Origin of the sequence: Rhodopseudomonas sp. BAL398 (assembly GCF_033001325.1) — a bacterium.
In the GTDB taxonomy this organism is placed as follows: Bacteria; Pseudomonadota; Alphaproteobacteria; order Rhizobiales; family Xanthobacteraceae; genus JARJEH01.
Genome location: NZ_CP133111.1, coordinates 943,960 through 969,125, shown reverse-complemented (window position 1 = coordinate 969,125; position 25,166 = coordinate 943,960). Strand labels below are relative to the sequence as shown.

General features: G+C 64.9%; 16 protein-coding genes and 1 tRNA gene. 2 read left to right on the top strand and 15 right to left on the bottom strand.

Annotated features, from left to right (window positions below; all coding sequences use genetic code 11):
* Positions 1-340: 340 nt before the first annotated feature.
* The 4 genes from RBJ75_RS04560 to RBJ75_RS04545 are packed head-to-tail and all read right to left on the bottom strand — an operon-like array spanning position 341 to position 4,826.
* The gene (locus tag RBJ75_RS04560) at positions 341-1,081 is read right to left on the bottom strand and encodes an amino acid ABC transporter ATP-binding protein (RefSeq protein ID WP_044417954.1); all 741 of its coding nucleotides are present in this window, start codon (positions 1,079-1,081) and stop codon (positions 341-343) included.
* Between the two features lie 12 nt (positions 1,082-1,093).
* A complete protein-coding gene (locus tag RBJ75_RS04555) occupies positions 1,094-2,596 on the bottom strand; it encodes an amino acid ABC transporter permease (RefSeq protein WP_044417956.1) in 1,503 nt (500 codons plus the stop codon).
* Positions 2,593-3,798: an amino acid ABC transporter permease gene (locus RBJ75_RS04550; RefSeq protein ID WP_044417958.1), complete on the bottom strand. Its 1,206-nt coding sequence runs from the start codon at positions 3,796-3,798 to the stop codon at positions 2,593-2,595. Before RBJ75_RS04550 ends, RBJ75_RS04555 begins: the two co-directional genes overlap by 4 nt.
* A gap of 11 nt (positions 3,799-3,809) precedes the next feature.
* Positions 3,810-4,826, bottom strand: coding sequence for an amino acid ABC transporter substrate-binding protein (locus RBJ75_RS04545; protein ID WP_044417962.1), 1,017 nt, complete (start codon positions 4,824-4,826; stop codon positions 3,810-3,812).
* A 343-nt stretch (positions 4,827-5,169) separates the two neighbouring features.
* Here RBJ75_RS04545 and metC point away from each other — a divergent pair, with 343 nt between their 5' ends.
* Entirely contained in the window at positions 5,170-6,369 is a 1,200-nt protein-coding gene (metC, locus tag RBJ75_RS04540) for a cystathionine beta-lyase (protein WP_044417960.1), read from the top strand.
* A gap of 36 nt (positions 6,370-6,405) precedes the next feature.
* On the opposite strand, the gene RBJ75_RS04535 is transcribed toward metC, so the two are convergent.
* The 6 genes from RBJ75_RS04535 to RBJ75_RS04510 all read right to left on the bottom strand — a co-directional run bounded on the left by RBJ75_RS04535 (position 6,406) and on the right by RBJ75_RS04510 (position 17,525).
* Positions 6,406-6,744 carry a lipid-A-disaccharide synthase N-terminal domain-containing protein gene (locus RBJ75_RS04535; protein WP_276156894.1) on the bottom strand — a complete coding sequence of 113 codons (339 nt, stop codon included), beginning with the start codon at positions 6,742-6,744 and terminating at the stop codon, positions 6,406-6,408.
* The gene (locus tag RBJ75_RS04530) at positions 6,744-7,496 is read right to left on the bottom strand and encodes a glycosyltransferase family 2 protein (RefSeq protein WP_044405417.1); all 753 of its coding nucleotides are present in this window, start codon (positions 7,494-7,496) and stop codon (positions 6,744-6,746) included. Before RBJ75_RS04530 ends, RBJ75_RS04535 begins: the two co-directional genes overlap by 1 nt.
* Positions 7,497-7,554: 58 nt before the next feature.
* A complete protein-coding gene (locus RBJ75_RS04525; protein WP_044405419.1) occupies positions 7,555-8,400 on the bottom strand; it encodes a phosphatase PAP2 family protein in 846 nt (281 codons plus the stop codon).
* A gap of 1 nt (position 8,401) precedes the next feature.
* Entirely contained in the window at positions 8,402-10,159 is a 1,758-nt protein-coding gene (locus RBJ75_RS04520) for an ArnT family glycosyltransferase (protein ID WP_044405421.1), read from the bottom strand.
* A gap of 50 nt (positions 10,160-10,209) precedes the next feature.
* A complete protein-coding gene (pbpC, locus tag RBJ75_RS04515; RefSeq protein ID WP_234707302.1) occupies positions 10,210-12,255 on the bottom strand; it encodes a penicillin-binding protein 1C in 2,046 nt (681 codons plus the stop codon).
* A 62-nt stretch (positions 12,256-12,317) separates the two neighbouring features.
* A complete protein-coding gene (locus tag RBJ75_RS04510) occupies positions 12,318-17,525 on the bottom strand; it encodes an alpha-2-macroglobulin family protein (protein ID WP_044405425.1) in 5,208 nt (1,735 codons plus the stop codon).
* A 273-nt stretch (positions 17,526-17,798) separates the two neighbouring features.
* Here RBJ75_RS04510 and RBJ75_RS04505 point away from each other — a divergent pair.
* Positions 17,799-17,875 (top strand) — tRNA-Arg (locus RBJ75_RS04505).
* Between the two features lie 192 nt (positions 17,876-18,067).
* Here the strand turns inward: RBJ75_RS04505 and RBJ75_RS04500 are convergent.
* The 5 genes from RBJ75_RS04500 to atoS form a co-directional block, all read right to left on the bottom strand.
* Entirely contained in the window at positions 18,068-18,379 is a 312-nt protein-coding gene (locus RBJ75_RS04500; RefSeq protein WP_044405427.1) for a hypothetical protein, read from the bottom strand.
* A 2-nt stretch (positions 18,380-18,381) separates the two neighbouring features.
* On the bottom strand, positions 18,382-19,719 hold the full coding sequence (locus tag RBJ75_RS04495) for an acyclic terpene utilization AtuA family protein (protein WP_044405429.1): 1,338 nt from the start codon (positions 19,717-19,719) through the stop codon (positions 18,382-18,384).
* Between the two features lie 39 nt (positions 19,720-19,758).
* Positions 19,759-21,087 carry a CitMHS family transporter gene (locus RBJ75_RS04490; RefSeq protein ID WP_044405431.1) on the bottom strand — a complete coding sequence of 443 codons (1,329 nt, stop codon included), beginning with the start codon at positions 21,085-21,087 and terminating at the stop codon, positions 19,759-19,761.
* Positions 21,088-21,552: 465 nt separating this feature from the next.
* Positions 21,553-22,935 carry an acetoacetate metabolism transcriptional regulator AtoC gene (gene atoC / locus RBJ75_RS04485; protein ID WP_152647576.1) on the bottom strand — a complete coding sequence of 461 codons (1,383 nt, stop codon included), beginning with the start codon at positions 22,933-22,935 and terminating at the stop codon, positions 21,553-21,555.
* The gene (atoS, locus tag RBJ75_RS04480; protein WP_276156420.1) at positions 22,935-24,755 is read right to left on the bottom strand and encodes a two-component system sensor histidine kinase AtoS; all 1,821 of its coding nucleotides are present in this window, start codon (positions 24,753-24,755) and stop codon (positions 22,935-22,937) included. Before atoS ends, atoC begins: the two co-directional genes overlap by 1 nt.
* Between the last annotated feature and the right edge of the window lie 411 nt (positions 24,756-25,166).

Below are 25,166 nucleotides of genomic sequence, written 5' to 3'. Positions count from 1 at the left end.
CCGCGGTGGGCGCGCCCTTGAGGCGACGCGACCGGCCTCGCAAGCCGATCGCGCACAACCACCACTCCCGCGCCTCACGGCGCGCCCCCGCCCCTCACTTCTCAGGGGCGTTCCTGCGCAAACCTCGGGCTCATCGGAGCCGCGAGATCGTGAAGCTGCGCCGCTACTCAGGATGCGGTCGGGGGATGCGGCAGACGAAGGCCCGTGTCGCGAAGGATGCACGACACGACGCGCTGCAACGCTTCCGATCAACATTCCTCATGGTTGGAGACGCGCGCAACTGCGCGCTCCTCACCACGACGGTCAGTGCAGTGGCGCAGCTCTCCCCGAGGCCGAACTATCAGCGCAAGATCTGGCCGAGAAACAGCTTGGTCCGCGCGTGCTGCGGATTGGAGAAGAATTCTTCCGGCGCGTTGGCCTCGATGATCTGGCCGGCGTCCATGAACACCACGCGGTTGGCGACCTGTTTGGCAAAGCCCATTTCGTGGGTCACCACCATCATGGTCATGCCTTCCTCGGCGAGGTCGACCATGGTGTCGAGTACTTCCTTGACCATTTCGGGATCCAGCGCCGAGGTCGGCTCGTCGAACAGCATCACTTTCGGGTTCATGGATAGCGCACGGGCGATCGCGACGCGCTGCTGCTGACCGCCGGAAATCTGCCCGGGATATTTGTCGGCCTTGTCGGGAATCCGCACCCGCTCGAGATATTTCATCGCCTCGGCCTCGGCGTCCTTTTTCGGAATGTTGCGGACCCAGATCGGCGCCAGCGTGCAGTTTTCCAGCACGGTCAGATGCGGGAACAGATTGAAGCTCTGGAACACCATGCCGACTTCGCGGCGCACCTCGTCGACATGTTTCAGGCTCGGGCCGAGATCGATGCCGTCGACCACGATCTCGCCTTCCTGGAATTCCTCCAGCGCGTTGACGCAGCGGATCAGCGTCGATTTGCCGGAGCCCGAGGGGCCGCAGATCACGATGCGCTCGCCCTTGGCGACGTCGAGGCTGATGTCGCGCAGCACATGGAAGTCGCCATACCATTTGTTCAGTCCGGCGACGGAAACGATCGGTTTTTCGGCCATCAACTTGGTCTCTCAGGTGCGCCGGTGGGCATTGAGCCGGTGTTCGACGAATAGCGAATAACGCGACATGCCGAAGCAGAACACGAAGTAGATCATCCCGGTGAAGGCGAAGCCGGTGAACAGCGTTGTCGGCGTCGACCACACCGGATCGGCGAACGACGCCCGCAGGCTTCCGAGCAGATCGAACAGCGCCACGATCGACACCAGCGAGGTGTCCTTGAACAGCGCGATGAAGGAATTGACCAGGCCGGGAATGACGTGGCGCAAGGCCTGCGGCATCACCACCAGACCGGTGGTCCGCCAATAGGACAGCCCGAGCGCGCTGGCGGCCTCGGCCTGGCCGCGCGGAATTGCCTGCAAGCCGCCGCGAATGACTTCGGCATTATAGGCGCCGGCGAACAGCGCAATGCCGATCAGCACCCGCACCAATCCGTCGATGGTGAAATTGCCGGGCAGGAACAATGGCAGCATATAGGTGGCGAAAAACAGCACTGTGATCAGCGGCACGCCGCGCCAGAATTCGATGAAGCCGACCGAGAACACCCGAATCAGCGGGATCGTCGAGCGCCGTCCCAACGCCAGCGCGATCCCGATCGGCATCGAGGCGACGATGCCGGTGACCGACACCACCAGCGTTATCAGCAAGCCGCCCCAGCGCCGCGTGCCGACGATCGGCAGCCCCCCGCGATCGAGCTCGAGCAGCACGATCACCACGGCGATTCCGGCGAACAGCCCCAGCGACGTCAGCAGCACGCGCCAGCCATTGCGCGCCCCGCCGGTGATCACGAACACCAGCAGCGAGACGATCACCGCGCTCGCCGCCAGATCGGCCCATAGCGGATGGCTGGACGACTGGATCAGATCGCGCAACGCGGTCAGCGGCCAGATCAGCACCGCCAACGCCGCGGCGATCCAGCCGATCGCGGTGCCCGCCAAAGCCGCGACGGAGCCGTATTGCGCCAGCTTGCGCCCGGCGGTGCCGATGCTGCCGACCAGGCCCGACAGCATGTCGGCGGTCCAGCTCATCACGAAGGCGTGCAGCCCGCCGCCATGCAGCAGGAAATACGCCACCACCGGAAAGGCGATGAAGAACAGCCCGGCATTGAGGCCCTTGGCCGGCGCGCGCGGAATCAGCAGCGGCAGCAACAGCAGCGCCGCCAGGCCGAAGGTCAGGTCGACGCGCCAGCGCTCCGGCTCGGGATAGAAGCCGTAGATGAATTGCGAGAATTTTGCCTCCACGAACGGCCAGCAGGCCCCGACCGTGTGGCCGGCAGTCTCGGCAAGACAGGCGTCGCGGTTGTCGCCGGTCCATACAGCGTCGATCAGCAGGAATTTCACCGACGGCACCACGGTGAAATACAGCAGCAGGATGCCCAGAATGGTCAGGATGATGTTGGTCGGCGAATTCAGCAGACGGGTTCGCACCAGCCCGGCAAAACCCGTGGTGCGGACCGGCGCGTTGCGCGGCGGCACCAGATCCTTGGCGACAAACGCCGATGCGGCCAGTTCGCTCATGCACCCATGCTCCGGCCGATCCGCCACCCGTAGAAACTCATCAGCGCGCTGGTGACCAGCGAAATCAACAGATAGACGCCCATGGTGATGGCGATGACCTCGATCGCCTGCCCGGTCTGGCTCAGCGTGGTGCCGGCAAACACCGAGAACAGGTCGGGATAGCCGATCGCCACCGCCAGCGAGGAGTTCTTGGTCAGGTTCAGATATTGGTTGGTCAGCGGCGGCAGGATCACCCGCAGCGCCTGCGGCACCACGACCAGACGCAGGGTCGCGCCGCGCGACAGGCCGAGCGAGGCCCCGGCTTCCATCTGCCCCTTATGGACCGATTGGATGCCGGCGCGCACGATCTCGGCGATGAAGGCGGCGGTGTAGGTCGACAGCGCCAGGGTCAGCGCGACGAATTCCGGCGCGACCCGCGCGCCGCCGACGAAATTGAAGCCGCGCAGCGCCGGGATCTCGAAATGGAACGGCTTGCCGAAAATGGCGATGGCGAGCAGCGGCAGCCCGATCAGTACCCCGATCACATAGGGCCAGATTTTCAGCAGATGTCCGGTGTTAAACAGCCGACGCCTGGCATAGACCGGCAGCAGCAGCGCGATCACGATGGCGATCACCAGCGCGACCAGAAAGCCCGTCGTCCCGGCTTCGGCGATCGGGCTCGGCACCACGAAACCGCGATTGCTGAGGAAGATGCTGCCGAACACCGATACGCTTTGCCGCGGAGTCGGCAGCGCGCCGAGCACCGCCAGATACCAGAACAGGATCTGGAACAGCAGCGGCAGGTTGCGCACCAGCTCGACATAGCCGCCGGCGATCCGCGACAACAGCCAGTTCGGCGACAGCCGGCCCAACGCCACGATGAAGCCGATCACCGTGGCGAAGAAGATGCCGATCACCGACACCAACAAAGTATTGACCAGGCCGACCAGGAAAACCCGGGTGTAGCTGTCGGATTCCGTATAGGGGATCAGCGTCTGGCTGACCCCGAAGCCGGCGGTCTGCGACATGAAGCCGAAGCCCGAGGCGATGTTCTGATTGCGCAGATTGTCGCGGGCGTTGTCAAAGACCTCGTAGGACACCCAGGCCAGCGCCGCCACGAACAGCAGCTGGACCACGAGTCCTTTCCATCCGGACCGCCCGCCCAGCAGCCGGCGCAGTTTTGCGACATATTGCGCCGGCGGTGGGCGGGCTTCGATCGCCATCTGCGATTCGATCAGCGGATCGGCGGCGCGTATTGAATGCCGCCCTTGTTCCAGAGCTGGTTGAGGCCGCGCGCAATGCCGAGCTTGGAGCCGGAGCCGACGTTGCGGTCGAAGGACTCGCCATAATTGCCGACCGCCTTGACGATCCGCGTCACCCAATCCTTGGTGAGACCGAGCTGCTCACCGAGATTGCCGTCGGTGCCGAACACCCGCTTCAGCTCCGGCTTGTCGGACTTCGCCATCTCCATCACGTTCGACTGGTTGATGCCGAGCTCCTCGGCGTTGATCATCGCGAACAGGGTCCACTTCACAATGTCGAACCACTGGTCGTCGCCGTGGCGAACCAGCGGGCCGAGCGGCTCCTTGGAGATGACTTCGGGCAGCACGCCGTGATCGGCCGGATTCGCCAGCTTCAGGCGCTGGGCGTAGAGCTGCGACACGTCGGAGGTGAAGACGTCGCAGCGGCCGGATTCATAGGCCTTGATCGCCTCGTCGGCATTGGCGAAGGCGATCACCTCGTACTTCATGTTGTTGCCCTTGAAATAGTCGGCAACATTCTGCTCGTTGGTGGTCCCGGTCTGCACGCAGATCGAGGCGCCGTTCAATTCCAGCGCCGAATTCACCTTGAGTGATTTCTTCACGAGAAAGCCCTGGCCGTCATAATAGGTCACGCCGGTAAAATTGACACCGAGCGAGGTATCGCGCGACAGCGTCCAGGTGGTATTGCGCGACAGCACGTCGATCTCGCCGGACTGCAGCGCGGTAAAGCGATCCTTGGCCGACAGCGGGACGAACTTCACCTTGCTCGGATCGTCGAGCACCGCGGCCGCAATGGCGCGGCAGACATCGACATCGAGGCCGGTCCAATTGCCCTTGTCGTCGGGAGACGAGAAGCCGGGAAGGCCCTGGCTCACGCCGCAGGACAACATCCCGCGGTCCTTGACCGTCTTCAGGGTCTGCGCGTCCGCCGCCTGGATCGAGAACCCGGCGGCGAGAGCGAGAGAAAGAACGAGAGATACGCGTTTCATGGCGAAGCCTTTCAAGGGATATCCTGGCCGCTTATATCGGCATTCTTGTCTTGGTGCTGTCGAAAAGAGTCCCGCCGCGCCCTTGTCCACGTCATCCGTGCTCCCGTCAGCCGGTCAAACCCGGTGGGGTCGGACAAACGGTCCATCAGAATCGCGGCAAGCCCCAACGCACGGCCACAAGAACTCTGCCATGCATCACAGAACGAGTTGAGCGCCGGGTCAAGGGGTTGACGGCGATGTTCTGTGACCTGCTATTAGGCAGACCGCCCGGCAGCCGCCTGGCGCGGCATCTTTCATGGGTCGCCGCGGCTGCGGATGACCGATTTTGGCTAGTGACCTACCAATGACATCCTCCGACGCTCGCGGCACGTCCGCCTCGCTCAGCACTCAAACCAGCCTGGTGACCGCAGGTCGCGACACGCTGGCGCAGAAGGGTTTCGTCAATCCGCCGGTAGTGCGCGGCTCGACCGTGCTGTACCCGACCGCCGCCGATCTGCACGCCCATCGCGGCGAGTTCAGTTATGGCCGTCACGGAAACCCGACCACCAAAGCGCTGCAGCAGGCGCTGATGGCACTGGAAGGACCGATGTGTGCCGGCGTCGGGCTAACGCCCTCCGGCGTGTCGGCGATCTCGACCACACTGCTGGCTGTTTTAAAGGCAGGTGACCACTTGCTGGTCTGCGACAACGCCTATCGGCCGACGCGAGTTTTTTGCGATACGCTGCTGGCGCGGTTCGGCGTCGAGACCAGCTATTTCGATCCCCTGATCGGCGCCGGCATCGCCGCGCTGATTCGGCCCAATACCCGCGCCGTCATGGTCGAGGCGCCGGGCTCGCAAAGCTTCGAGATGCCCGACATCCCCGCGATCGCCGCCGTCGCCCACGACCATGGCGCGCTGGTGATCGACGACAACACCTGGGCCACGCCGCTGTATCACCGCTCACTGGACCAGGGCGTCGATATCAGCATCCAGGCCGCGACCAAATATATCGGTGGCCATTCCGACATCATGTTCGGCACCATCTCGGCCAATGCGAAAGCCTGGCCGCAGGTCTCCGAGGCGATCCGCCTGCTCGGGGTTTGCGCCGGACCGGACGACGTGTTCTTGGCGTTGCGCGGACTGCGGACAATGGCGGTGCGGTTGGCGCATCATCAGCAATCCGCGCTCGAGATGGCGCGCTGGCTCGAGGCGCGGCCGGAAGTGCTCCGGGTCTTGCACCCTGCCCTTGAATCCGATCCCGGCCATGCGATCTGGAAGCGCGACTTCACCGGCGCCTCCGGCCTGTTCAGCATCGTGCTGAAGCCGGCGCCGCAACAGGCCGTCGACGCCCTGCTCGACACCGTGCAGCTGTTCGGCATGGGCTATTCCTGGGGCGGCTTCGAGAGCCTGGTGATTCCGTTCGACTGCGCCAGCTATCGCACCGTGACGCCGTGGCAGCCCGGCGGCCCGGCGCTGCGGCTCCATATCGGACTGGAAAGCCTCGACGATCTCAAGGCCGATCTGGAGCGTGGGTTTGCGGCGTTCAACGCCGCCAAGGCATAATTGGAGCCGTGATCGCAGCCGCGAGCGGACGGTGGCTCAATTGCTCAGCGTCTTTGAGCCGCGGCTGCGGTTCTTCACGATCAGCATGATGTTGCGCACATAGATGACCGTCGCCATCGCCTGGCCGAGGATGATCACCGGCTCGCGTTTGGCGATGCCATAGACCAGCGTCATCAAGCCGCCACCCATCGAGAAGAACCAGAACGCCATCGGCACCACGCTCTTGCCCGCGCGCTCGCTGGAAATCCATTGCACCAGGAAGCGCGCGGTAAACAGCAGCTGCGCCACCAGGCCGAAGGCCAGCCAGAAATCGAATTTGGCGACGAACACATCGTACAGATAGTCGCTCAGCTCCTGCCCGAATTGGATCAGCATCACTTCACCTCGGTCGCATCGGGCGTCGATTTCTTGCGGCGGATCAGCCACCACACCCCTGCAAGATCCATCAGCCCGATCCACAGCCGATCGAAGAATCCGTAATTGGAGACGCCCGAGTGGCGCGGGCGGTCGGTGACGTCGACATAGGCGATCTCGAACCCCTCGCGCCGCACCAGAGCCGGCAGGAACCGGTGCAGGCCGTCGAAATAGGGCAATGCCAGAAACACCTCGCGGCGGAATGCCTTCAGGCCGCAGCCGGAATCGCGGGTGCCGTCGCGCAGGATCGCGCCGCGCACCCGGTTGGCGACCCGCGATTGCAGCTTCTTGAAGCCGGTATCCTTGCGTCCTACCCGCTGTCCCGCGGCCAGACCGACGCGCTCGCCACCGGATTCGATCGCCGAAATCAGGTCCGGAAGGAAGGCCGGATTGTTCTGGCCATCGCCGTCCAGCGTCGCCACCAGCGCGCCGCGCGCGGCGCGCACGCCGGTGCGCACCGCCGCCGACTGGCCGGCGGATTGGGCGTGGCGGATCTGGCGCAGATTATCGCGCTGCTGCATCAGCGCCGAGATCCGCTGCGGCGTGGCGTCGGAGGAGCCGTCGTCGACATAGATGATCTCGAAGGCCCAGCGGCCGTCGAGCGCGGCGGCGATTTCGGCAATCAGCGGGGCCACATTATCGGCTTCGTTGCGGACCGGCACCACGATCGACACAGCGGGAGCAGCGCCGGAATTTGTCAAAGCATTATCCATTTCTCGGAACAAGTCGCAGTCGGGAACCCGCGCCGGGCGGGCTCCGCAGGGCTCGCTTCTATGGGGCGATGGCCCCGCGGGCAACCTTTTTGAGCCGGCTCCAGGATGGCCCCGGCAGCGGATCGATGCGGCCATCGTGGCGAATGATAAAGGCAAGATGACGCGCGGCGAACCAGTAACGCACCGCCATCGCGCCGACCAGCCCCAACAGCGCGCCTGCGACCACGTCGCTGGGGTGATGCGCCAGCAGCACCAGCCGGCTGGCGCAGATCAGCAAGGCATAGGCGATCATCACGCCGCGCGCCCGCGGCCAAAGCGCCGCGATGGCGAAAGCCAGCGCGAAGGCGGTGGTGGCGTGCCCCGAGGGAAAGCTCGAATAGGCTTCCTTCCAGGACAGCAGCGAAAAATTGAACGGATTGGCGCTGCCGCCGACGAATGGCCGGCCACGCCCGACCGCGCCCTTGATGACCTCGCCGGCCAGGACCGGCAGCAGTACCGAGAGAAAGACGAACTGCATCCTGATGCCAACGCTGACCAGAACCCGGCGTCCCACGCCGCGCAAGGTCGACAGCAGCAGCGCAATCACAATCAGGATCGCCACCAGTGCCGACAGCACATAGTTGGATTTTCCGAAGTCGGTCAGGATCCGGACCGGCCAGAGCGCGGCGGTACCGCGCGGCGGCATCAACCCGATCTCGATCGCGTCCAGCGCATACATCAGGCCGACGATCGCGCCCGCCATGATCGCCGTCAGCAGCAATGCCCGCCGCGCCCAATAGCGCGCCGCCGCCGCGCGGCGGCTATGCGATGGCGACCGCAGGATTTGCACCACCGCGCCCACAAGCAACGACAGCAATCGCGCGGGGTAGCCTGCCGCTGCCGCCACAGCCTCGCGCGATTCCATCTTATTCCGTACCCTCGGAGCGGAATACCGCCACCGAGATGGTCCGGCCTTGTGAGTAATTGTAACCGTCGATCCGGGCCGCCACGTTGTATCGCAGCCCGATGGCTTCGGCCCGCGCCGCGAAGGCCCGCTCGCTGCGGCTCTCGATCAGCGCGAAGCGGCAGCTACCCTGTCCGAGGAAATCCGCCGCCCCGGAGCCGTCGGTGAGCAGCGTCGAGGTGCCGGTCATGAACACCAGGCTGGGCTCGTGATAGCCGGCGGCGGCGGCCTTCGGCCCGACGCAGACCACACTGCGCAGCGCGCGGGCGATCTCGACGCTGGGAAACAGCGGCGTCAGGGACGGCAGCACCACGCCGAAGATCGCGATGCTGAGAAACAGCGACGCCATGACCGCGTTCAGCAATGAGCCCTCGGCGTGATTGTGATCGAACAGACGCCACGCCCATAGGCCGAAGATCAGCGAGGCGGCCACGAACGGCCAGGCCAGAAACGCCGGCTGACGCGTCAACGCGATCGCCAGGATGATGACCAGGGTAAGCAGGATGGCGGGAATCGCAAACCACCAGGCGGCGCCGCGGGTCAGCCACGAGCGCGACAGCACGCGGCGCTCCAGCGCGCCAACGGTCAGGATCGCGATTGCCGGATACAGCGGCAGCACATAATGCGGCAGCTTGGTCATCACCAGTTCGAACACGATCCAGGACGGCAGCAGCCAGGCCAGCAAATATTGTGCGCCGGGCTCGCGGCGCGCCCGCCACACCGCGGGCGCGGCCATCGCCGCCAGCGGCGCGCCGGGCCAGAACGTGATCCACAACAGCAGGAAATAGGTGCCAGGCGGCGCGCCATGCGACTCCTGCCCGTGGGTGATCTTGCTCAGCATGTCGCCGCCGATCGAGTCGGCGAAGAAACTGTCGCCGGCGCGCAGATAGATCGCAACGAACCAGGGCAGCACCAGCAGCAGCAGCCACAGCGATCCCCACAGCGGCCGCAGCCGCCACAGCCACGATGCCGACCGATCGAGAATCGCCAGCGTGCCGACCGTCAGCACCACCAACATCAGGATCAACGGCCCCTTGAGCAGGATGCCTGCGGCCAGCCCGGTCCAGAAGATCGCCGGAACCGCCCAAGCTTTTCGATCGGCCTCCTCACCGCGCTGCCAGGACAGATAGATCCGTGCCATCGCGCCCATCGTGGCTACGACGGTGAACAGCAAGAACGCATCGGTCTTGGCCAGCCGGGACTCCACGCCGAGCAGAATCGAGCTGCACATAATCAATGCCGCCAGCACGGCGCCGCGCCGGGTGACGAAGGCCAGCGCGGTCCAATAGGTCATCAGCACCGCGCCGATCGCGCCCAGCATCGAGGGCACGCGGTACAGCCAGATCCGGACTTGGGCGCGTGGCAGGCCGAGCTCGGAGGCGGTTTCCACCACCGCCGCCTGCAGCCAATAGATCCCGACCGGCTTTTTGTAGCGCACCTCGTCCTGGAAACGGATATCGACGAAATCGTCGGCCTCCACCATCTGCTTGGTGGCCTGCGCGAAGCGGGCCTCGTCGCGATCGATCGGCGGAATATTGAAAAAGCCCGGCAGAATGAACAACAGACCCAGCAACGCCAGAAACGCCACCGCGCGAACATGGCTGGCGGTGACGAAATCGAGCGCGGCGATCAGCCCGCGGCCGGGATTGCGGCCCTTGCGGTCGTCGCGCGGCGCGCCGAATCCGGGTTTTGGGCGGGGTTTTGGAGAGATCTCGGACATCGGTTTCGCATACGCTGAAACCAATAGCCGGACAACTAGTTAGCCGCGTCCTATTGGATTCTGACGACGACTGTGTCTGCAGCGCCCGACGCATCCATCACGGTGAGGCGGACAAAGCCTGGTCCGGGCGGTTCGACCAGACGCTGGCGGCGACGGCCAATGTCCCCGACCGCAACCCCGTTGACCAGCATCGTCAGCGGCAGCACGCCGCCGGCGACCTTGACCGGCAGCGATCCCGCCGCGGCCGGGCCCAAGGCATCGATTCGTGCGCCATCCGGCGGAAACTGGATGCGCAGCGCCTGCCCGCCGCCATTGCGAACCAATTCGCCGGCGGGCCGGAACCGGCGCAGCGGCAGCGGCAGCTTGGCATTGCTGGCGATTAGCGTGCCGTGCGGCGCCCGCGGCAGTGCCATCGGCAATTTGCCGGAGCGCGCGAAGGCGTCGAACAGGATCGGCGCCGCGGCGCTGCGGCCGACCAGGCCCGGCACCGGGACGCCATCGGGACGGCCGACCCAGACCCCGATGGTCATCCGTCCATCGAAGCCCACCGACCAGGCATCGCGGTAGCCGTAGCTGGTGCCGGTCTTGAACGCGATGCGGTGATGCGCGGCGTTCTCCGGCGGCGGCGTCCCGATCAGCACATTGCCGACCTGCCAGGCGGCGACCTGATCCATCAGGCGCAAAGGCTCCCGTTTCACATTGTTATCACTCGTAATTTCCTGCAGCGGCAACACGTTGCCGAGGCGCGCGATGCCGCTGAAGAGCTGCACCAGATCGTGCAGCCGGATGCCGACGCCGCCCAATCCCATCGCCAGGCCTGGCACCTCATTGGTCGGCAGCACCAGATCGGCACCGGCCTGCCTGATCCGCGCCGCCAGCCGGCTGGCGCCGACCCGGTCCAGCAACGCGATCGCCGGCACGTTCAAAGAGAGTTGCAAGGCACGGCGGACCGAGACCGTGCCCTGGAACGTCATGTCGAAATTTTCCGGCGCATAGGTGCCGTAGCGGACCGGCCGGTCGTCGATCAGGCTTTCGGGGTGAACGAAGCCGTCCTCGAACGCCATGCCGTAGATAAAGGGTTTCAACGTCGAACCCGGCGAGCGGATCGCGCGGGTCATATCGACCTGCCCGGCGCGGCGGTCGTCGAAATAGGCCGGCGAACCGACATGGGCGATCACCTCGCCGCTGGCATTGTCGACCGCAAGGATCGCCACCGAGATGTCGGGCCCGAGCGCCGTGGCGCGGTCATGCGCCAATGCCTCGAGGTTTCGTTGAATGGCAGCATCCAGCGTCAGCCGGATCACCGCCTGATGCTTGTCTGTGACCACCGCCTTGTCGGCGGAATGCGGCGCCAGGATCGGCATCCGGCGCCGCTCGCGCTTGACCGGCACCGCCCTCGCCTGCGCGGCATCCTCGGCGCTGACCACGCCCTCCTGCACCATGCGCTCGAGCACGCGGTTGCGCGCGGCCTCCGCGGTCGCCGGATGGCGATCGAGCCTTCTGGTTTCCGGCGATTGCGGCAAGGCGACGAGCAAGGCGGCCTGGGCCAATGACAGCCGCTTCGGCTCCTTGCCGAAATAGGCCAAGGACGCGGCGCGGACGCCCTCGAGATTGCCGCCGAACGGCGCCAGCGCCAGATACAGATTGAGGATCTGATCCTTGGTGAGCCGGCGTTCGAGCTCGACGGCGCGCACCATCTGGCGCATTTTCGCGGTCAGCGAGCGCTGCCGCCGCGGCTCCATCAGCCGCGCCAATTGCATGGTGATGGTGGAGCCGCCGGAGACGATGTGGCCGCGAGTCAGCAATTGCAGCGCGGCGCGCCCCATCGCCAGCGGGTCGACGCCGTGATGCGACCAGAACCGCTTGTCCTCATAGGCCAGCAGCAGCTTGAGATAGCCGGGGTCGACGTCGCTTTGTGCATCGACCGGCAAGCGCCAGCGGCCGTCGGCCATCGCATAGGCGCGCAGCAGCTTGCCGTTGCGGTCGACCACCGTGGTCGAGACCTGACGCGCCTCGGCCAGCGGCAGCGGCCCCAGCGCCATCGCCCAGGCGGTAAAGCCCGCGGCAATCAATCCGATGGCGAGCACGACGGCCATCACCACCGCGCGCCAACGAGACGGACCGGGCGACAGCGCCGGCTCTGTGGCGATCGTGTCGGTCATCTGGCGGAGCGCACTTCGATCGTGCCGGTTCCTGTGCGGCCATAACGCGACGGGTTGTACATGTCCTCCACATAGGCCTGCGGCAGCACATATGTCCCCGGCGAAACCGCGCGCACCACATAGGCCACCGTGAACACCGCCTTGTCATTGGCCGCCCGGTCGATGGCGGCATTGAAGCGATCGTCGCGGAACTCGCTATGGGTGGCCTCCGCGCCATCGGCGATCCAGTCCAGTTTACCGGCATCGCCGGACGACACCAGATGCGGATTGTCGATCTCGAAACCGGCCGGCAGATAATCCGCCACCATGATGTGCCCGTATTCCGGCTTGGCTTCGGTGATCGTCAGCACCACCGCGAAGCGGTCGTTCTGCTTGGCCTGAGCCGGATCGGCCGGCTTACCATCGAGCGTGAAATAGTTGCGCTCGATCTTGAAGCCGTTCGCCGCCGCCGGTTCCGGCATATAGGGCGCGCCGGTGACCGAGACCACTGCCTGCACCGGGGGTTCGCCAGTATTGGTGATCGTCACCGGCTGGCCGTCCATGTCGGCGGCGGTATAGCTGCGATACAGCGCACTCTTCACCGCGCTGCCATTGAGGTCGAGGGCCATCGTCTCCTTGGCCAGCGCCCGTGCCGCCAGCACCAGCCAGGCGTTTTCCTGCGTCGACGTATAGGGCGTCAGCCCCCGCGCCGCCTCGACGCGTTCGACCGCGTTGATCAGCGTCGCCTTCGGGGCATTGCCCTCGCTGGCCAACGTCACCAGCGCCGCGGCGTCGCGCAGCGCCGAGCCGTAATCGACCCGGCCGAATTGCAGCACCGGCTTCGGGTTCAGGCTTGCCAGCGCGGCCGCATAGACCCGCTCCGCCCTTGTGCGATCGCCGACCAGCGCCAGCGCCGCCGCCAGTTGCGCCTTGGCGATCGGCGTCGCCAATTGGTCGAGCTTGGTGTCGGCCAGATAGCGCAGATCGCCGATCGGCGCGGCGCCGTTGCGGGCCAGCACATAGAGCCCATAGGCCAGATCGCGACCGCCGTCCTTCTCCGGCTCGGCGTTATTCACCACCATATTGCGGATGCGGTCGAGCGCGCTGCGGAACAGCAGATCCGGCACCGCATAGTTTTTCTCACGGGCGCGGGTGAGGAAGTCGGTGACATAGGCGTCGAGCCAGGCATCGTCGCCGCCGGCCGACCACAGCCCGAACGAGCCGTTCGAGCCCTGCCGCGCCAGCAGCCGGTCGATCGACGTCTTGATGCGCTGGTCGACGCTGCTATCCATCGCCAGATGGGCGCCGGCCGCCAGATCATTGACATAGAGCAGCGGCATCGCCCGGCTGGCGATCTGTTCGGAACAGCCGAACGGATAGCGATCCAGCGCCTTCAGGATGGTGGCGGCGTCGAGCGCGGTCGACTGGCTGACCGACAACGACGCCCCGCCGGTGCCCGGTATCAGATCGGAGAACATGTCCGAGGTCAGCGTCAGGCTTTCGCCCTTGGCCAGCGTGCGGATCGAGCGCCGCGCCAGGATCTGCGTCGCCGGCTTGACCTCGAGCGTGTAGTGCCGCGCCAGCGTCAACCCGTTCGGTCCCTTGATGTCGACGTCGAGCTGCGCGGTGCCGGCGCCGTCGCTGGCCTCCAGCGCCAGCGCCATCGAGCTGCGCTGCTTGGCCGCCAGCGTCACGGTGGCCTGCGGATCGCCGCTGACCGTCACCGGGCCGGATGTGGTGACATTGATGGTGTAATCGCCGGGAGCGCCTTCGACATTGTCGAGGTCGAAGCTCATGGTGCCGCGATCGCCCCGGAGCAGGAAGCGCGGCAGCGTCGCGGTCAGCACCACCGGATCGCGGACCGTGACGTCGATATTGGCGTGGCCGACCTTGGTGGCGGTCCACGCCACCGCCATCAGCCGCGCGGTGCCGGCGAATTCCGGAATATCGAACGGGATCGTCGCGGTGCCGTCGGCCGCTACGGTGACGATGCCGGAATACAGCGCCAGCGGCTTTTGCGTCGGCGGGCTGCCCTGGATCTCGGCGCCGGCGATATCGCCGCCGGAGCGGATCTGGCCGCGCGTGCCCTGCATGCCGTCGATCAATTGCCCATAAAGGTCGCGAATCTCCGAGCTCAGCTGGCGCTGGCCGAGATAGAATTCGTCGGGCGCCGGCGGCTTGTAATTGGTCAGATTGAGAATGCCGACATCGACCGCCGCGACCACGATCTTGGCGTCCTCGCCGGGATTGAGGCCGCCGAGCTTGACCGGCAGCATCAGCCTCGTCGAGGGCCGCACCAGAGCCGGCGGCGACAGCGCGACCGACAGCGTCCGCGCGGCCTTGTCGATGCCGAACCATTTCAAGCCGATGGCGCGGCCGGGCATGCGTTGCGCCGCGGCATCGAGCGGCCGGCGCAGCGTCGCCACCACATAGGCGCCACTGCCCCAATCCTGGCCGACCGAAATCCGCTGCTGCGCGCGGCCTGGCTTGACGTCGATGGTCTGGGTGGTCAGCAGCCGGTCGCCGAGCACGTTGACGGTGAGCTTGCCGGCGCTGCGCGCATTGACCGTCACCACCATGGTCTCGCCGGAGCTATATTGCGGCTTGTCGATCGAGGTCTCCAAGAGGTCGGGGGTGTCGGCGCTGCCGTCCGAATACCAGCCGACATCGAACTGCACCGAGGTCAGCGGACCATTGGCGTCGGCGGTCTTGACGTCGAGCCGATAGCGGCCAGGCTGCGGCGAGAGCTGGATCTGCGCCGGCTTGTCGGCGGCAACCGCCAGATCGCCATCGGCGACGCGCTTGGTGCTCTTGATCGGTTCAAATTCCCAGGACGAGCCCTGCCGATACCACTGGTAGCGGGATTCGATCTTCAGCAATTCATAGCGCAGCCCGCCGCGAGCCAGCTGCGCGCCGTCCGGATCCACCAATACGACGTCGAATTTGGCGTTGTCGCCCTCGCCGACGTTGCTGCCGTTGAACAGCGGCTTGACGCCGATCATTGGCGCTGCGGGCGCCACCGGCAGCACCAGCTTGCGCTCCACCGCGCGGCCGCCGGCCTCCGCCATCCGGATGAAGATCTCGGCTTCCTGCGGCCGGCTCGACGACGGCGTCTTGGCCAGGCTGACCGGGAAAGTGGCCTCGCCATCGGCATCGGCCTCGGGCAGACCTTCGATCGGGGTGCGCTCGCTGCTGGCGATCTCCTCGTCGGCAATGCCGAACTGGTAGCCGGCATAGCCGGGCCGGCCCTCCGCCGGCTTCACCAGCATGTCGCCTTCCAGCTGCAACCCGGAGGCCGGCGCGCCATAGAGGAAATGGCCATCGACCTTAAGTTCCACTGGAACTTCAGCCTTGATCTGCTTGTCCTTGGTCGAAATGTCGAATTCGATCCGGTCCGGGACGTAATCCTCGACCATGAAGGTGGTTTCGCCGACCGATGACGCCTTTGGATCGGTAAAGGCGCGAACCCGCCAGGTGCCGGTCGGGACCGCGGAATTCAGTGCCAGGCTCAGGCTGTGGCCGCCCGCGCCCTGATCGGCGACCATGTCGCGGCGGTATTCGACTCCGTCGGGGCGCTCGACCACCAGCGTCAGCGGTGCGCCGGCCATGGCATTGCCCCGGCCGCCGCGCAGCAGCGCGGTGAGATGAACCGTCTCGCCGGAGCGGTAGACGCCGCGCTCGGCATAGACAAAGGCGTCGGCACCGGCCGGCACCGCGCGGCCGGCGACGCCGCGGTCGGTCAGGTCGAACGGATTGGATTTCAGGCTGAGGAAGGCATAGTCGCTACCTTGCGCCGATACCGTCAGCAGCGCTGGCGACAACCCGCCCTCGCCGCCCGCCAGCCCGGCCTCGAACAGCACGTGACCCGATGGGTCGGTCTTGCGGGTGGCGAGAATCTCGTTGTTGCGAGCCACCAGCCGGATCTCGGCACCGCCGACCGCATCGGTCGAGGCCAGCGAATTGACGAAGACGTGGATGCCGTCATGGCCGGAGAACGCGGTGAGCCCGAGATCGGAGATGATGAACCATTGCGTCGCCAGTGTGCCGCCATCATCGGAGCCCGGCCCCTTGGCGGCGGCGGTCATCACATAGACGCCGGGCTGCAGGTCGCCCAGCACCTGGTCGACCGGGAATGCGGTGGTGACCTCGGCATTCAGTTCGGTGGCGGTCTCGAGCTCGCCCGTCCACACCTTCTGGCCGCGCTCGCCGCCGAGATCGGCCAGTTCATAGGAGCTCAGGCTGCGCTGAAAATCACTGCCGATCACGGTGTTGATGAGATTGCGGTCGCCGATCCGGAACACCTGCACGGACACTGCCTTGGTGTTGACGCTGACCAGCGGAATCCCGCGCTGGCCGCTGCGCGGCAGCACATAGGCCCGCCCGGTGAAGCGCACGAACGGCTTGCGGTCGCGGACATAGATATTGAACTCGGCGGATTTCGGCAGGGTTTCCTTGACGGTCGACGGCAGCCCGGCGCGCAGATTGATGTTGTAACGCTCGCCATGCTTGAGCCCCTCGACGCAGAGCTGCTTGTCCTCGGAGCTCAGAGCCGGCTTGTCATTGCCGGCCAGCGCCAGGAACGGGGCGAAATCGGTGCGCTTGGCCAGATCCTCGGAGAACTGGAAGCAGGCCCGCGGCGAAGCGGCATCCGAATCGACGGTATAATCCAGCAGTCGGAAGCCGTGGTCGTCGCGCAGTCGCTCATATTGGCCGCGCACCTCGGCGACCTCGCGCAGCTCGAGCGACAGCCGCAGCGCATCCAGCGCCGGGCGCCACAGCTTGCGCTCGGACATCGCCCGGCCCAGCAGCGCCAGCGCCTCGGCCTCCTCGGCCGGATTGCCGGCGCGCTGATAGGCCAGATAGGCGGCGGTCGAGGCCCGCTCCATCAGGAAGGTATGTTCGGAACTGGTCGGGGTGTAGATCTGGAAGATGGTCCTTGCCAGCCGCAGCCAATTGCTGCTGTCGCCGGGGGCCACCGACACGATCTGACCCATGATCTGCAAGCCGGCGCGGTAATCGCCGCGCTTGAACGCGGCGTCGGCATCGGAACGCAGCGTCGCCGCCGATTTGTTGACCGCGCCGGCCTCGGTCTTGATCTGGGCCTCGAGCTTGATTGCCGAATCGGCCAGGTCCTCGCGTTGGAAGGGCTTGTCCGCCGCCTGCGCGCCAACCAGCCCAAGTGCCAAGGTGGCGCACAGCGTGATGGCGCGAAGCAAACCGATCATGAGAGACTCCCCTGCGCGGGCCAACGCCGCTTGCCGAAACCAAACCCGCCAAAGGTGACAGCCTGATGGCCCGCGCTGCCCAGAATGGACATCGCAGCGCCAGCCGAGAATACCGCCCACGTCACAGACCGGTCCGGCTTCACGCATCATCGCGTGTGATGCCGCCGAACACAACGCCCGGCGTGGATTTGACGCGCGGCAGCGCAAAATGGTTCGGAAAAGTTCCGGCCGAGGGCGGATTTTTTGTTTCGGCGATGATATGAAGGCGCCGACGGTCCCATAGCTCAACTGGATAGAGTAACGGATTTCTACTCCGTGGGTTGCAGGTTCGAATCCTGCTGGGATCGCCAATTATTTCAAAATGTTATGGATGAAATGCGGGCTGCGTCGCGGTCGCGACGTGCGCGGTCGTGCGATCAACGCTATCGCCGCCCCCGGGGGTGTCGAACCGCGGCCGCGGCGGCGTTGGTTATCGCGCATGCGCGCGCAGCAAACGGCCGGCGGCCAGCCATGCATGGCGGGCCGCCGGCCAGCTTCGGTTGCTAGTTTGCGTCGGGGATGTCCATCGCCAGCAGAGCCGACGCCAGGCACTTGCCGTGCGCGTCGAGCGCCAGCGACCGCGTGACGCCGCCGCCGAGGGCACCCTGCATGACGAAGTTCAGCGCGCCGAGCGTGGGCGCCTCGTAACGAACCACCTCGCCGGTCACGATGCCCTTGAAGTGCTTCGACACACGATCCGCTGTCAGATAGTCGCGAACCCGGTCATAGTCCTTCTGGTCGTAGACGATGACGGAGATGTTCGAGATGTCGCCCTTATCTCCCGTGCGGGAATGGGCCATGTCAAAGAGTTTCATCCTCAAGCCTCCAGATAGTCGATGACGGGATTGACCTTGTCGCGCGGGAACAGGGCCGAGAGCATCGCCACGACCTGCTTGGCGGATTTGGTCGCGCCACCACCGCTGGCGGGACCGTTGGTGTAGAGCGTCTCGACTTCATTGCCGATCCGCACCGCCTCCTTCATACTGTCGCAGCGACCGGCCACGCGCACCCGCACTTCCGTCGGCTCGGGCACCGGCGCCAACACGTCCCGATGGATCGAATTGATCCCCATCAGGTCGCAGCGCAATTCGCTGACCTTGACGCCGGTCAGCTTCAACCTCTCCTTGACGATCTCCAGCGCGAGTTCAGCCCTGGCGAGCGCGCCCGGACCCGCATAGGACATCTGGCCCTCGCCGATATAGCCATCGACATAGCCCACCGAGATTTTCAGCGTCTCCGGCCGCGCGCGGCCGGTGGCGCCTTCGACCCGGACCCGGTCCGGGGCGATTTCCGTGAAGCTGATCTTGGAGAAATCGGCCGTCACGTCCGGCGTCAGATAGTTCGCCAGATCGTGCACTTCATAAAGGATCTGCTCCTTGCAGGTGTGCTCCGTCACCCTGCCGCCGGATCCGGCGACCTTGGTGATGATTGTTGCGCCATCTTCCGACACCTCGGCGATCGGGAAGCCCAGACGGGCAAGCCCGGCGACATCCTTCTTGCCGGGTTCGGCATAGTAACCGCCCGTCACCTGGCCGCCGCATTCCAGCAGATGGCCGACGGCCGTTCCCTTGCCGATCTTGTCCCAATCGTCCAGCGCCCAGCCGAATTCATGGACCAAGGGTGCGAGGAACATGGACGGATCGGCCACGCGCCCGGTGATGACAATGTCGGCGCCCTTCGCCAGGGCCTCGACGATGGGAGCGGCGCCCAGATAGGCATTCGCCGAGACCAGGCTGTTGAGCATGTTGCTGGCAGGCTCGCCGGTCTCGGTGATCTTCACGTCGCTCGCCTTCAGCGCTTCGATCACGTCGTCGCCGGAGATCGCGGCGATCTTGAGATCGCCCAATCCCAGCCGACCCGCGACCTCACGCGCCTTGGCCGCAGCCGCCACGGGGTTGGCAGCCCCCATATTGGTGATGATCCTGACGCCGTTCTTCTTGCAGATCGGCAGCACCGCTTCGAGCCGTTCGACCAATAGCGGGTCATAGCCCTGGGCGGGATCCGCCAACTTGGCCTTCTGCGCGATCGCGATCGTGCGCTCCGCCAGGCATTCGAACACCAGGTAGTTGATCCCGCCCTTTTCGGCGAGTTCCACCGCGGGCTCGATACGATCACCGGAATACCCGGCGCCAGCACCAATTCGAATATTACGCATAGCTCCACTCCTTAAAGTGAAAGTTCAGATTGCTCGAGATCAGCCGAACGGGGATGGAATGACACCGAGAATAGTGGCCGTGATCGTCATCAGAACGGTCGCGGCGAAGAGGAACGGTATCGCCAGTTTTTGATGCTCGCCGAGGCTGACACCGGTGAGGCCCATGATCAGGAAGGTCGCGGGCGTCAGCGGGCTGACCGGGAATCCGGTGGTCATCTGGCCGAGGATCGAGGCCTGGGCGACATGGATCGGATCGCCGCCGAAGCTGTGATAGACGTTGGCAAGAACCGGCATGACACCGAAGTAATAGGAGTCGGGGTCGAACAGCAGGCTCAGCGGCATCGAGAGGATGCCGGTGATGAACGGGATCGCCTGGGCGTGCTGGGCGGGAACGTAGGTCGCGCCGGCCGCCGCCATCGCCTTGATCATTCCGGTTCCGCCCATGATGCCGGTGAACGCGCCGGCGGCGAAAAGGATGGAAGCCATCATCAGGGCGGCCTTGGCGTGAGCGTCGACGCGGTCCTTCTGGTCCTTGACGTTCGGATAGTTGATCATCAATGCCAGAACCGTGCCGATCATGAACATCGGGGGCGCAGCGACGTATCCCGAGATCATCGTCCCAAGGATCACCAGCGCAAGCAGAATGTTGACCCAGAACAGGTGCGGACGACGAATTTTCGTTTCGGCATCGGTGAGCACGCGCTTGAAGGCGACTTCTTCGGCATCGCCGCCCGCGACGACCACGCTGCTCGCACCCAGATTGAGGCGACGTTCCTCGCGCTTGCCCATGTACCAGGCCACCGAGAAGACGAAGATCAGACCAACGAGCTGAACCAGAATCAGCGGCGTGAAGATATTGGTCACCGGCACGTTAAGCGCGGCGGAAGCGCGTAGAACCGGACCCGTCCAGGGCAGAAAGTTGACCCCCGCAGCCAAGGCGACAACGAGCGCAAGAATGCGACGCTGCATGCCGAGCCGATCGTACAGCGGCAACATGGCGGGGATGGTGATCAGGAACGTCACGGCGCCGGACCCGTCCAGATGGATGATCAAGGCGAGCAGCGCCGATCCGACCGTAATCCGGGTCGGCTTCATGCCGACGGCCTTGAGGATGCGGTCGATGATGGGATCCATCATGCCGGCATCGGTGAGGATGCCGAAAAACACGATGGCGAACACGAACATCGCCGCCGTCGGCGCGATATTCTTGACGCCGGTGACGATGAAGGTCGCCGTTTGTGGACCAAACCCACCAATCAACGACGCGGCGATGGGAATGATGATCAAGGCGACCAATGGCGAAAGCTTGTTGGTCAAGATGACTGTCAACAAGACCAGAATCGTTATCAATCCAAGCAGGGCTAGCATGTCGGTCCTCTCGCCGGGCTCCACCCGGTGACAGGATGGATACCTCGGCATCAAACGTATTTCGTGAGATCAACCTGTGGGGTTGACGGGGATGTCGCAGCCTCTCGTCGACCGGGCCTGAGGGAGAAATGCTGAAGGGATTTCTGCGGCCCGGCAAAGGTGGGTGAATCGTTTGTGTCAGAGGCAGCAGAATTAAGGAAGTGAATTTAATTGATCACTGTAATTCAGAAACGACATGATAATTTTCCGACCACACTAATCACGTACGAAACTCAATCGAATACTCGATTATTAGCCACACGCGATTATCCGCCGCGGCCAGGTGACTGCAAATTGTTAGTGGGCCCGCGCCGACAATCCTCGCCGTTTGCTGCGGCGTCGGCTGGAATGACTCCACTCGCATGCAACGCACCGGCGACTCCAGGCAACCAACTGCGATACGCCCGTCTAGAATCGCTCTATGCCTCAATCGATGCCGTAATCATGCAATTTGTAGAGCAGCGAACGCCGACTAATTCCGAGCGCCTGCGCCGTGCGCACGCGATTTCCGCCATGGCGCTCCAAACTCTCGGCGATGACCCGGGCCTCGTATTGATTGACCAGCGCGCGCAGCCCCTGTTCGCTCTCCACGGGCACCTCGGCGGGCGATGGCATCGTGGCGATCGGGCCATTTGTGCCGAAGCGCTCCGGCAGATCGTCCGCGAAGATGATGCGCCCGGTGCTCATGACAACCGCACGCTCGATCGCGTTGGACAATTCGCGGACATTGCCCGGCCACGGATAGCGCAGCAGGCAATCCATCACCAAATCGTCGAAGCCTTCGACGTCGACGCTATTCTCCGCCGCGAAGTGCTGCAGAAAATGATTGGCCAATAGCTGCACGTCCTCGGGCCGCTCGCGCAGTGGAACGGTGGTCAGCGAGACGACGTTGAGGCGGAAATAGAAGTCCTCGCGGAATTGGCCCTCGCGGACCAATGCCTCGAGGTCACGATTGGTCGCCGCGACGATACGAACGTCGGTGTGGATCGGCTCCGCGCTGCCGACCCGTTCGAAGGTGCGTTCCTGCAACACGCGCAGCAGTTTGACCTGCAGCGCAGGCGAAATGTCGCCGACCTCGTCAAGAAACAAGGTTCCGTGTTCGGCCTGTTCGAAGCGCCCGCGCCGGCGCACCATGGCGCCGGTGAAGGCGCCCTTTTCGTGCCCGAAAAACTCGCTTTCGAGCAGACCGTCCGGTATCGCGGCGCAATTGACTTTCACGAACGGCCCTGCGGCGCGCGGGCTGCTGTAGTGGATCGCATTGGCCACCAATTCCTTGCCGGTGCCGCTCTCGCCGGTGACCAGCACGGTGGCCTGGCTCTTGGCGACCTTGGCGATGGTGCGCAAAAGATCGGCCATGCGCGGGCTGGCCGTCAGGATCCGTTGCGTCTGATAGCTCGTCGACAAGGCGCGGTGCAGAGCCGCATTGTCGTCGCGCAATCCGCGCATCTGCAGCGCGCGCCCGACGAGCAATTTGAGCTCTTCGATGTCGAACGGCTTGATGATGTAGTCGAAAGCCCCCTCCTTGATCGCCCGCACCGCGGTCTCGACCTCGGCAAAAGCCGTCATCAGGATCACGGCCGCCGATCGATCGATCTTGTGGATCTCGGCCAGCGCCTGCATGCCGGACAGGCGCGGCATGCGGATGTCCATCAGCACCACCGGCATCCGATGGGCTCCGAACAGGGTCACCGCCTCCGCCCCATCGCGCGCGGCGATCACCGAGATCCCTTCCTTGCCCAGCACGGCGGCGAGCATATGACGAATCGCCTCGTCATCGTCGACGATCAGGACCGCGGGCGAATGCGGCATCAAACACTGTCCTTCTTGACGTGCACGCGCGGCAGACGAAGCGTGGCGACCGTTCCGGTGCCGGGCGCGCTCGTCATCGCGATGGTGCCGTGATGCGCATCGACGATACGGTGGACCATGGCGAGGCCAAGGCCGGTGCCCTGCGGCTTGGTCGAGAAGAACGGATCGAAGATCTTCTCCAGGTCTTCCGGCGAGACCCCCGAGCCGTCGTCACTGATGCTGACCGCAACCGTTTCGCCGTCGGCCTCCGCGCGGGTCTCGATGCGCACGGTTCCGGCGGTCTCGATCGCCTGCATCGCGTTGATCAGCAGGTTCAGCAGCGCCTGTTTCAGCGCCTCGCCGTCCGCCTCGATCAGCGGCAACTCCGCGGCGAGCGCGAGCCGGACCTGAATATCGGCGTTGTGGCTCGACAGCCGGGTCACCTCATGGACAAGATCGTTGAGCTGCACCGGCCGAATAGCGGGCGGACGCGGGCGGCCGAATTCCAAGAGCTCGCCGATAATGCGATTGAGGCTATCGACCTGGCGGATGATCTCCGGCGAGTAGCGCCGCCACTCGCGGACATCGTCGCACTCGGCAAGAAACTGGACGAACCCCCGGATCGAGGTCAGCGGGTTGCGGATTTCGTGCGCCACGCCAGCCATCAGCTCGCCCAATGCGGCGAGCCGGTCCGCGCGCATCACCTGGGTCCGTAGCCGGCTCTGCTCGGTGCGGTCCTTCAACACCATCACAGCGCCAATCTCCGAGCCGTGGCTGTCGCGCAGCAGGCTGCTGCTGGCATTGACCACCAGCATCTGTTGCGGCAATGGCATTTCCACCGCGACGTCGACATGGTCGCCGCCGTGCTCGAGCGTGTCGAGCAACACGCTGGCAAACGGCGCCGCCGGGTCGAACAGCGAGTTGTAGGGCTTGCCGATGACCTGTGCTTCGACGACACCCAGCATGTGGCACGCCGCCGGGTTGATCGCGGTGATCAGGCCGGCCCGGTCGATGGCGATAACCCCGTCGGCGATGCTCTGGACGATATCCGCGGTGAGCGACTGCGCATCCAGCAGCGCCTGCGCCATGTCATTGACCTTGGCGGCGATCTCGCCGATTTCGCCCGGCAATGGTGGAATGTTGTGGTGCAGATCGCTGCGCAGTCGGACGAGACCGTCGGTCACAGTGCGCACGTCGCGGGTGAGACCGCGCGACATCGCCTGGGTCAGCAGGATCCCGAGCAGCACGCCGGCGGCCGTGACGCCGATCACCGCGCGATCCATCGCGGCGGTCTGACGATCGACATCGTCGGAAAGCTGGTTGGCCCAGATATAGCCCTGCACCCGGCCTTCGCGCACGATCGGCCACATCGCGTTCAGGATCTGGCCGCGCACCTGGGGCCCGTTCTCCACCGCCGGCTGGCCGCTTCGCATCACCGTCCAACCGGGATGGTCGGGCGGAATCGGCTGTCCGACAGTGCCGCCGTAGAGCGCGCTCGGACCGTAGGTGACGATCGCGTTGAGCGCCTTGTCATAATAACCGACGCCGACACCCGGGTTGGCCGCGGCCATCTGATCGGTGACGGCGGTCAGGCGTGCGTTGAGGTAGCGAACCTGGGCGGCAAGATCGGTCTTGTCGCCGGCGTAATCCGCCAGCAGCGCCTCGAAGCCGCTGCCGAGCTGCGCATCGAGCAGGCGGTCGAGCCCGAACAGCCGCTCCTGCTTCTCCTTGAGAACTGCCTGTTGTCCCTCACGTTCGAGGAAATAACCGGTCGTCGTGATCGGCAACGACACCACGATCAAAGAGAGCAACAGTAACTTGCCGCGCAGCGAGTGCGGCATCCGTCGTAGCTTGCGCCAAAACGCGCCGCTTGCCCCCGGTTGCCCGCGCCACAAAGCCCCTAACCAACGCCTTGGTTGTACGTCACTCACTCGAAATCCCGCCATGCGGCGCCGATGCGGGGGCGCCCGGCACTGCGTTGCATATTAGATTTTGGATGGCAACTACGGCAAACCCCTCTGCGGCAGCGCCCCGATTTGTCACGCCTCAAGAGTTGCGCAATTCTTTGCGCAGTCCGACGTGAAGTTGCACAGCCACGAAGGTTCGCGGGGCGCCAGCACGCGCCGCGCATCGCGCATAATCGTTGTTTCTCAAGCTATGCGGCCCAAGACGACATTGGCACGTTCATTGCTCTGTTACTTGGGACAACCCTGCGAGGCACACCTCAAACAGCTTGGCCAGCGCTACGCCCC

Coding starts and splice junctions, on each gene's coding strand:
- RBJ75_RS04560 (WP_044417954.1), bottom strand. CDS start 1,081: ATGGCCGAAAAACCGATCGTTTCCGTCGCCGGACTGAACAAATGGTAT.
- RBJ75_RS04555 (WP_044417956.1), bottom strand. CDS start 2,596: ATGAGCGAACTGGCCGCATCGGCGTTTGTCGCCAAGGATCTGGTGCCG.
- RBJ75_RS04550 (WP_044417958.1), bottom strand. CDS start 3,798: ATGGCGATCGAAGCCCGCCCACCGCCGGCGCAATATGTCGCAAAACTG.
- RBJ75_RS04545 (WP_044417962.1), bottom strand. CDS start 4,826: ATGAAACGCGTATCTCTCGTTCTTTCTCTCGCTCTCGCCGCCGGGTTC.
- metC (WP_044417960.1), top strand. CDS start 5,170: ATGACATCCTCCGACGCTCGCGGCACGTCCGCCTCGCTCAGCACTCAA.
- RBJ75_RS04535 (WP_276156894.1), bottom strand. CDS start 6,744: ATGCTGATCCAATTCGGGCAGGAGCTGAGCGACTATCTGTACGATGTG.
- RBJ75_RS04530 (WP_044405417.1), bottom strand. CDS start 7,496: ATGGATAATGCTTTGACAAATTCCGGCGCTGCTCCCGCTGTGTCGATC.
- RBJ75_RS04525 (WP_044405419.1), bottom strand. CDS start 8,400: ATGGAATCGCGCGAGGCTGTGGCGGCAGCGGCAGGCTACCCCGCGCGA.
- RBJ75_RS04520 (WP_044405421.1), bottom strand. CDS start 10,159: ATGTCCGAGATCTCTCCAAAACCCCGCCCAAAACCCGGATTCGGCGCG.
- pbpC (WP_234707302.1), bottom strand. CDS start 12,255: ATGGCCGTCGTGCTCGCCATCGGATTGATTGCCGCGGGCTTTACCGCC.
- RBJ75_RS04510 (WP_044405425.1), bottom strand. CDS start 17,525: ATGATCGGTTTGCTTCGCGCCATCACGCTGTGCGCCACCTTGGCACTT.
- RBJ75_RS04500 (WP_044405427.1), bottom strand. CDS start 18,379: ATGAAACTCTTTGACATGGCCCATTCCCGCACGGGAGATAAGGGCGAC.
- RBJ75_RS04495 (WP_044405429.1), bottom strand. CDS start 19,719: ATGCGTAATATTCGAATTGGTGCTGGCGCCGGGTATTCCGGTGATCGT.
- RBJ75_RS04490 (WP_044405431.1), bottom strand. CDS start 21,087: ATGCTAGCCCTGCTTGGATTGATAACGATTCTGGTCTTGTTGACAGTC.
- atoC (WP_152647576.1), bottom strand. CDS start 22,935: ATGCCGCATTCGCCCGCGGTCCTGATCGTCGACGATGACGAGGCGATT.
- atoS (WP_276156420.1), bottom strand. CDS start 24,755: ATGCCGCACTCGCTGCGCGGCAAGTTACTGTTGCTCTCTTTGATCGTG.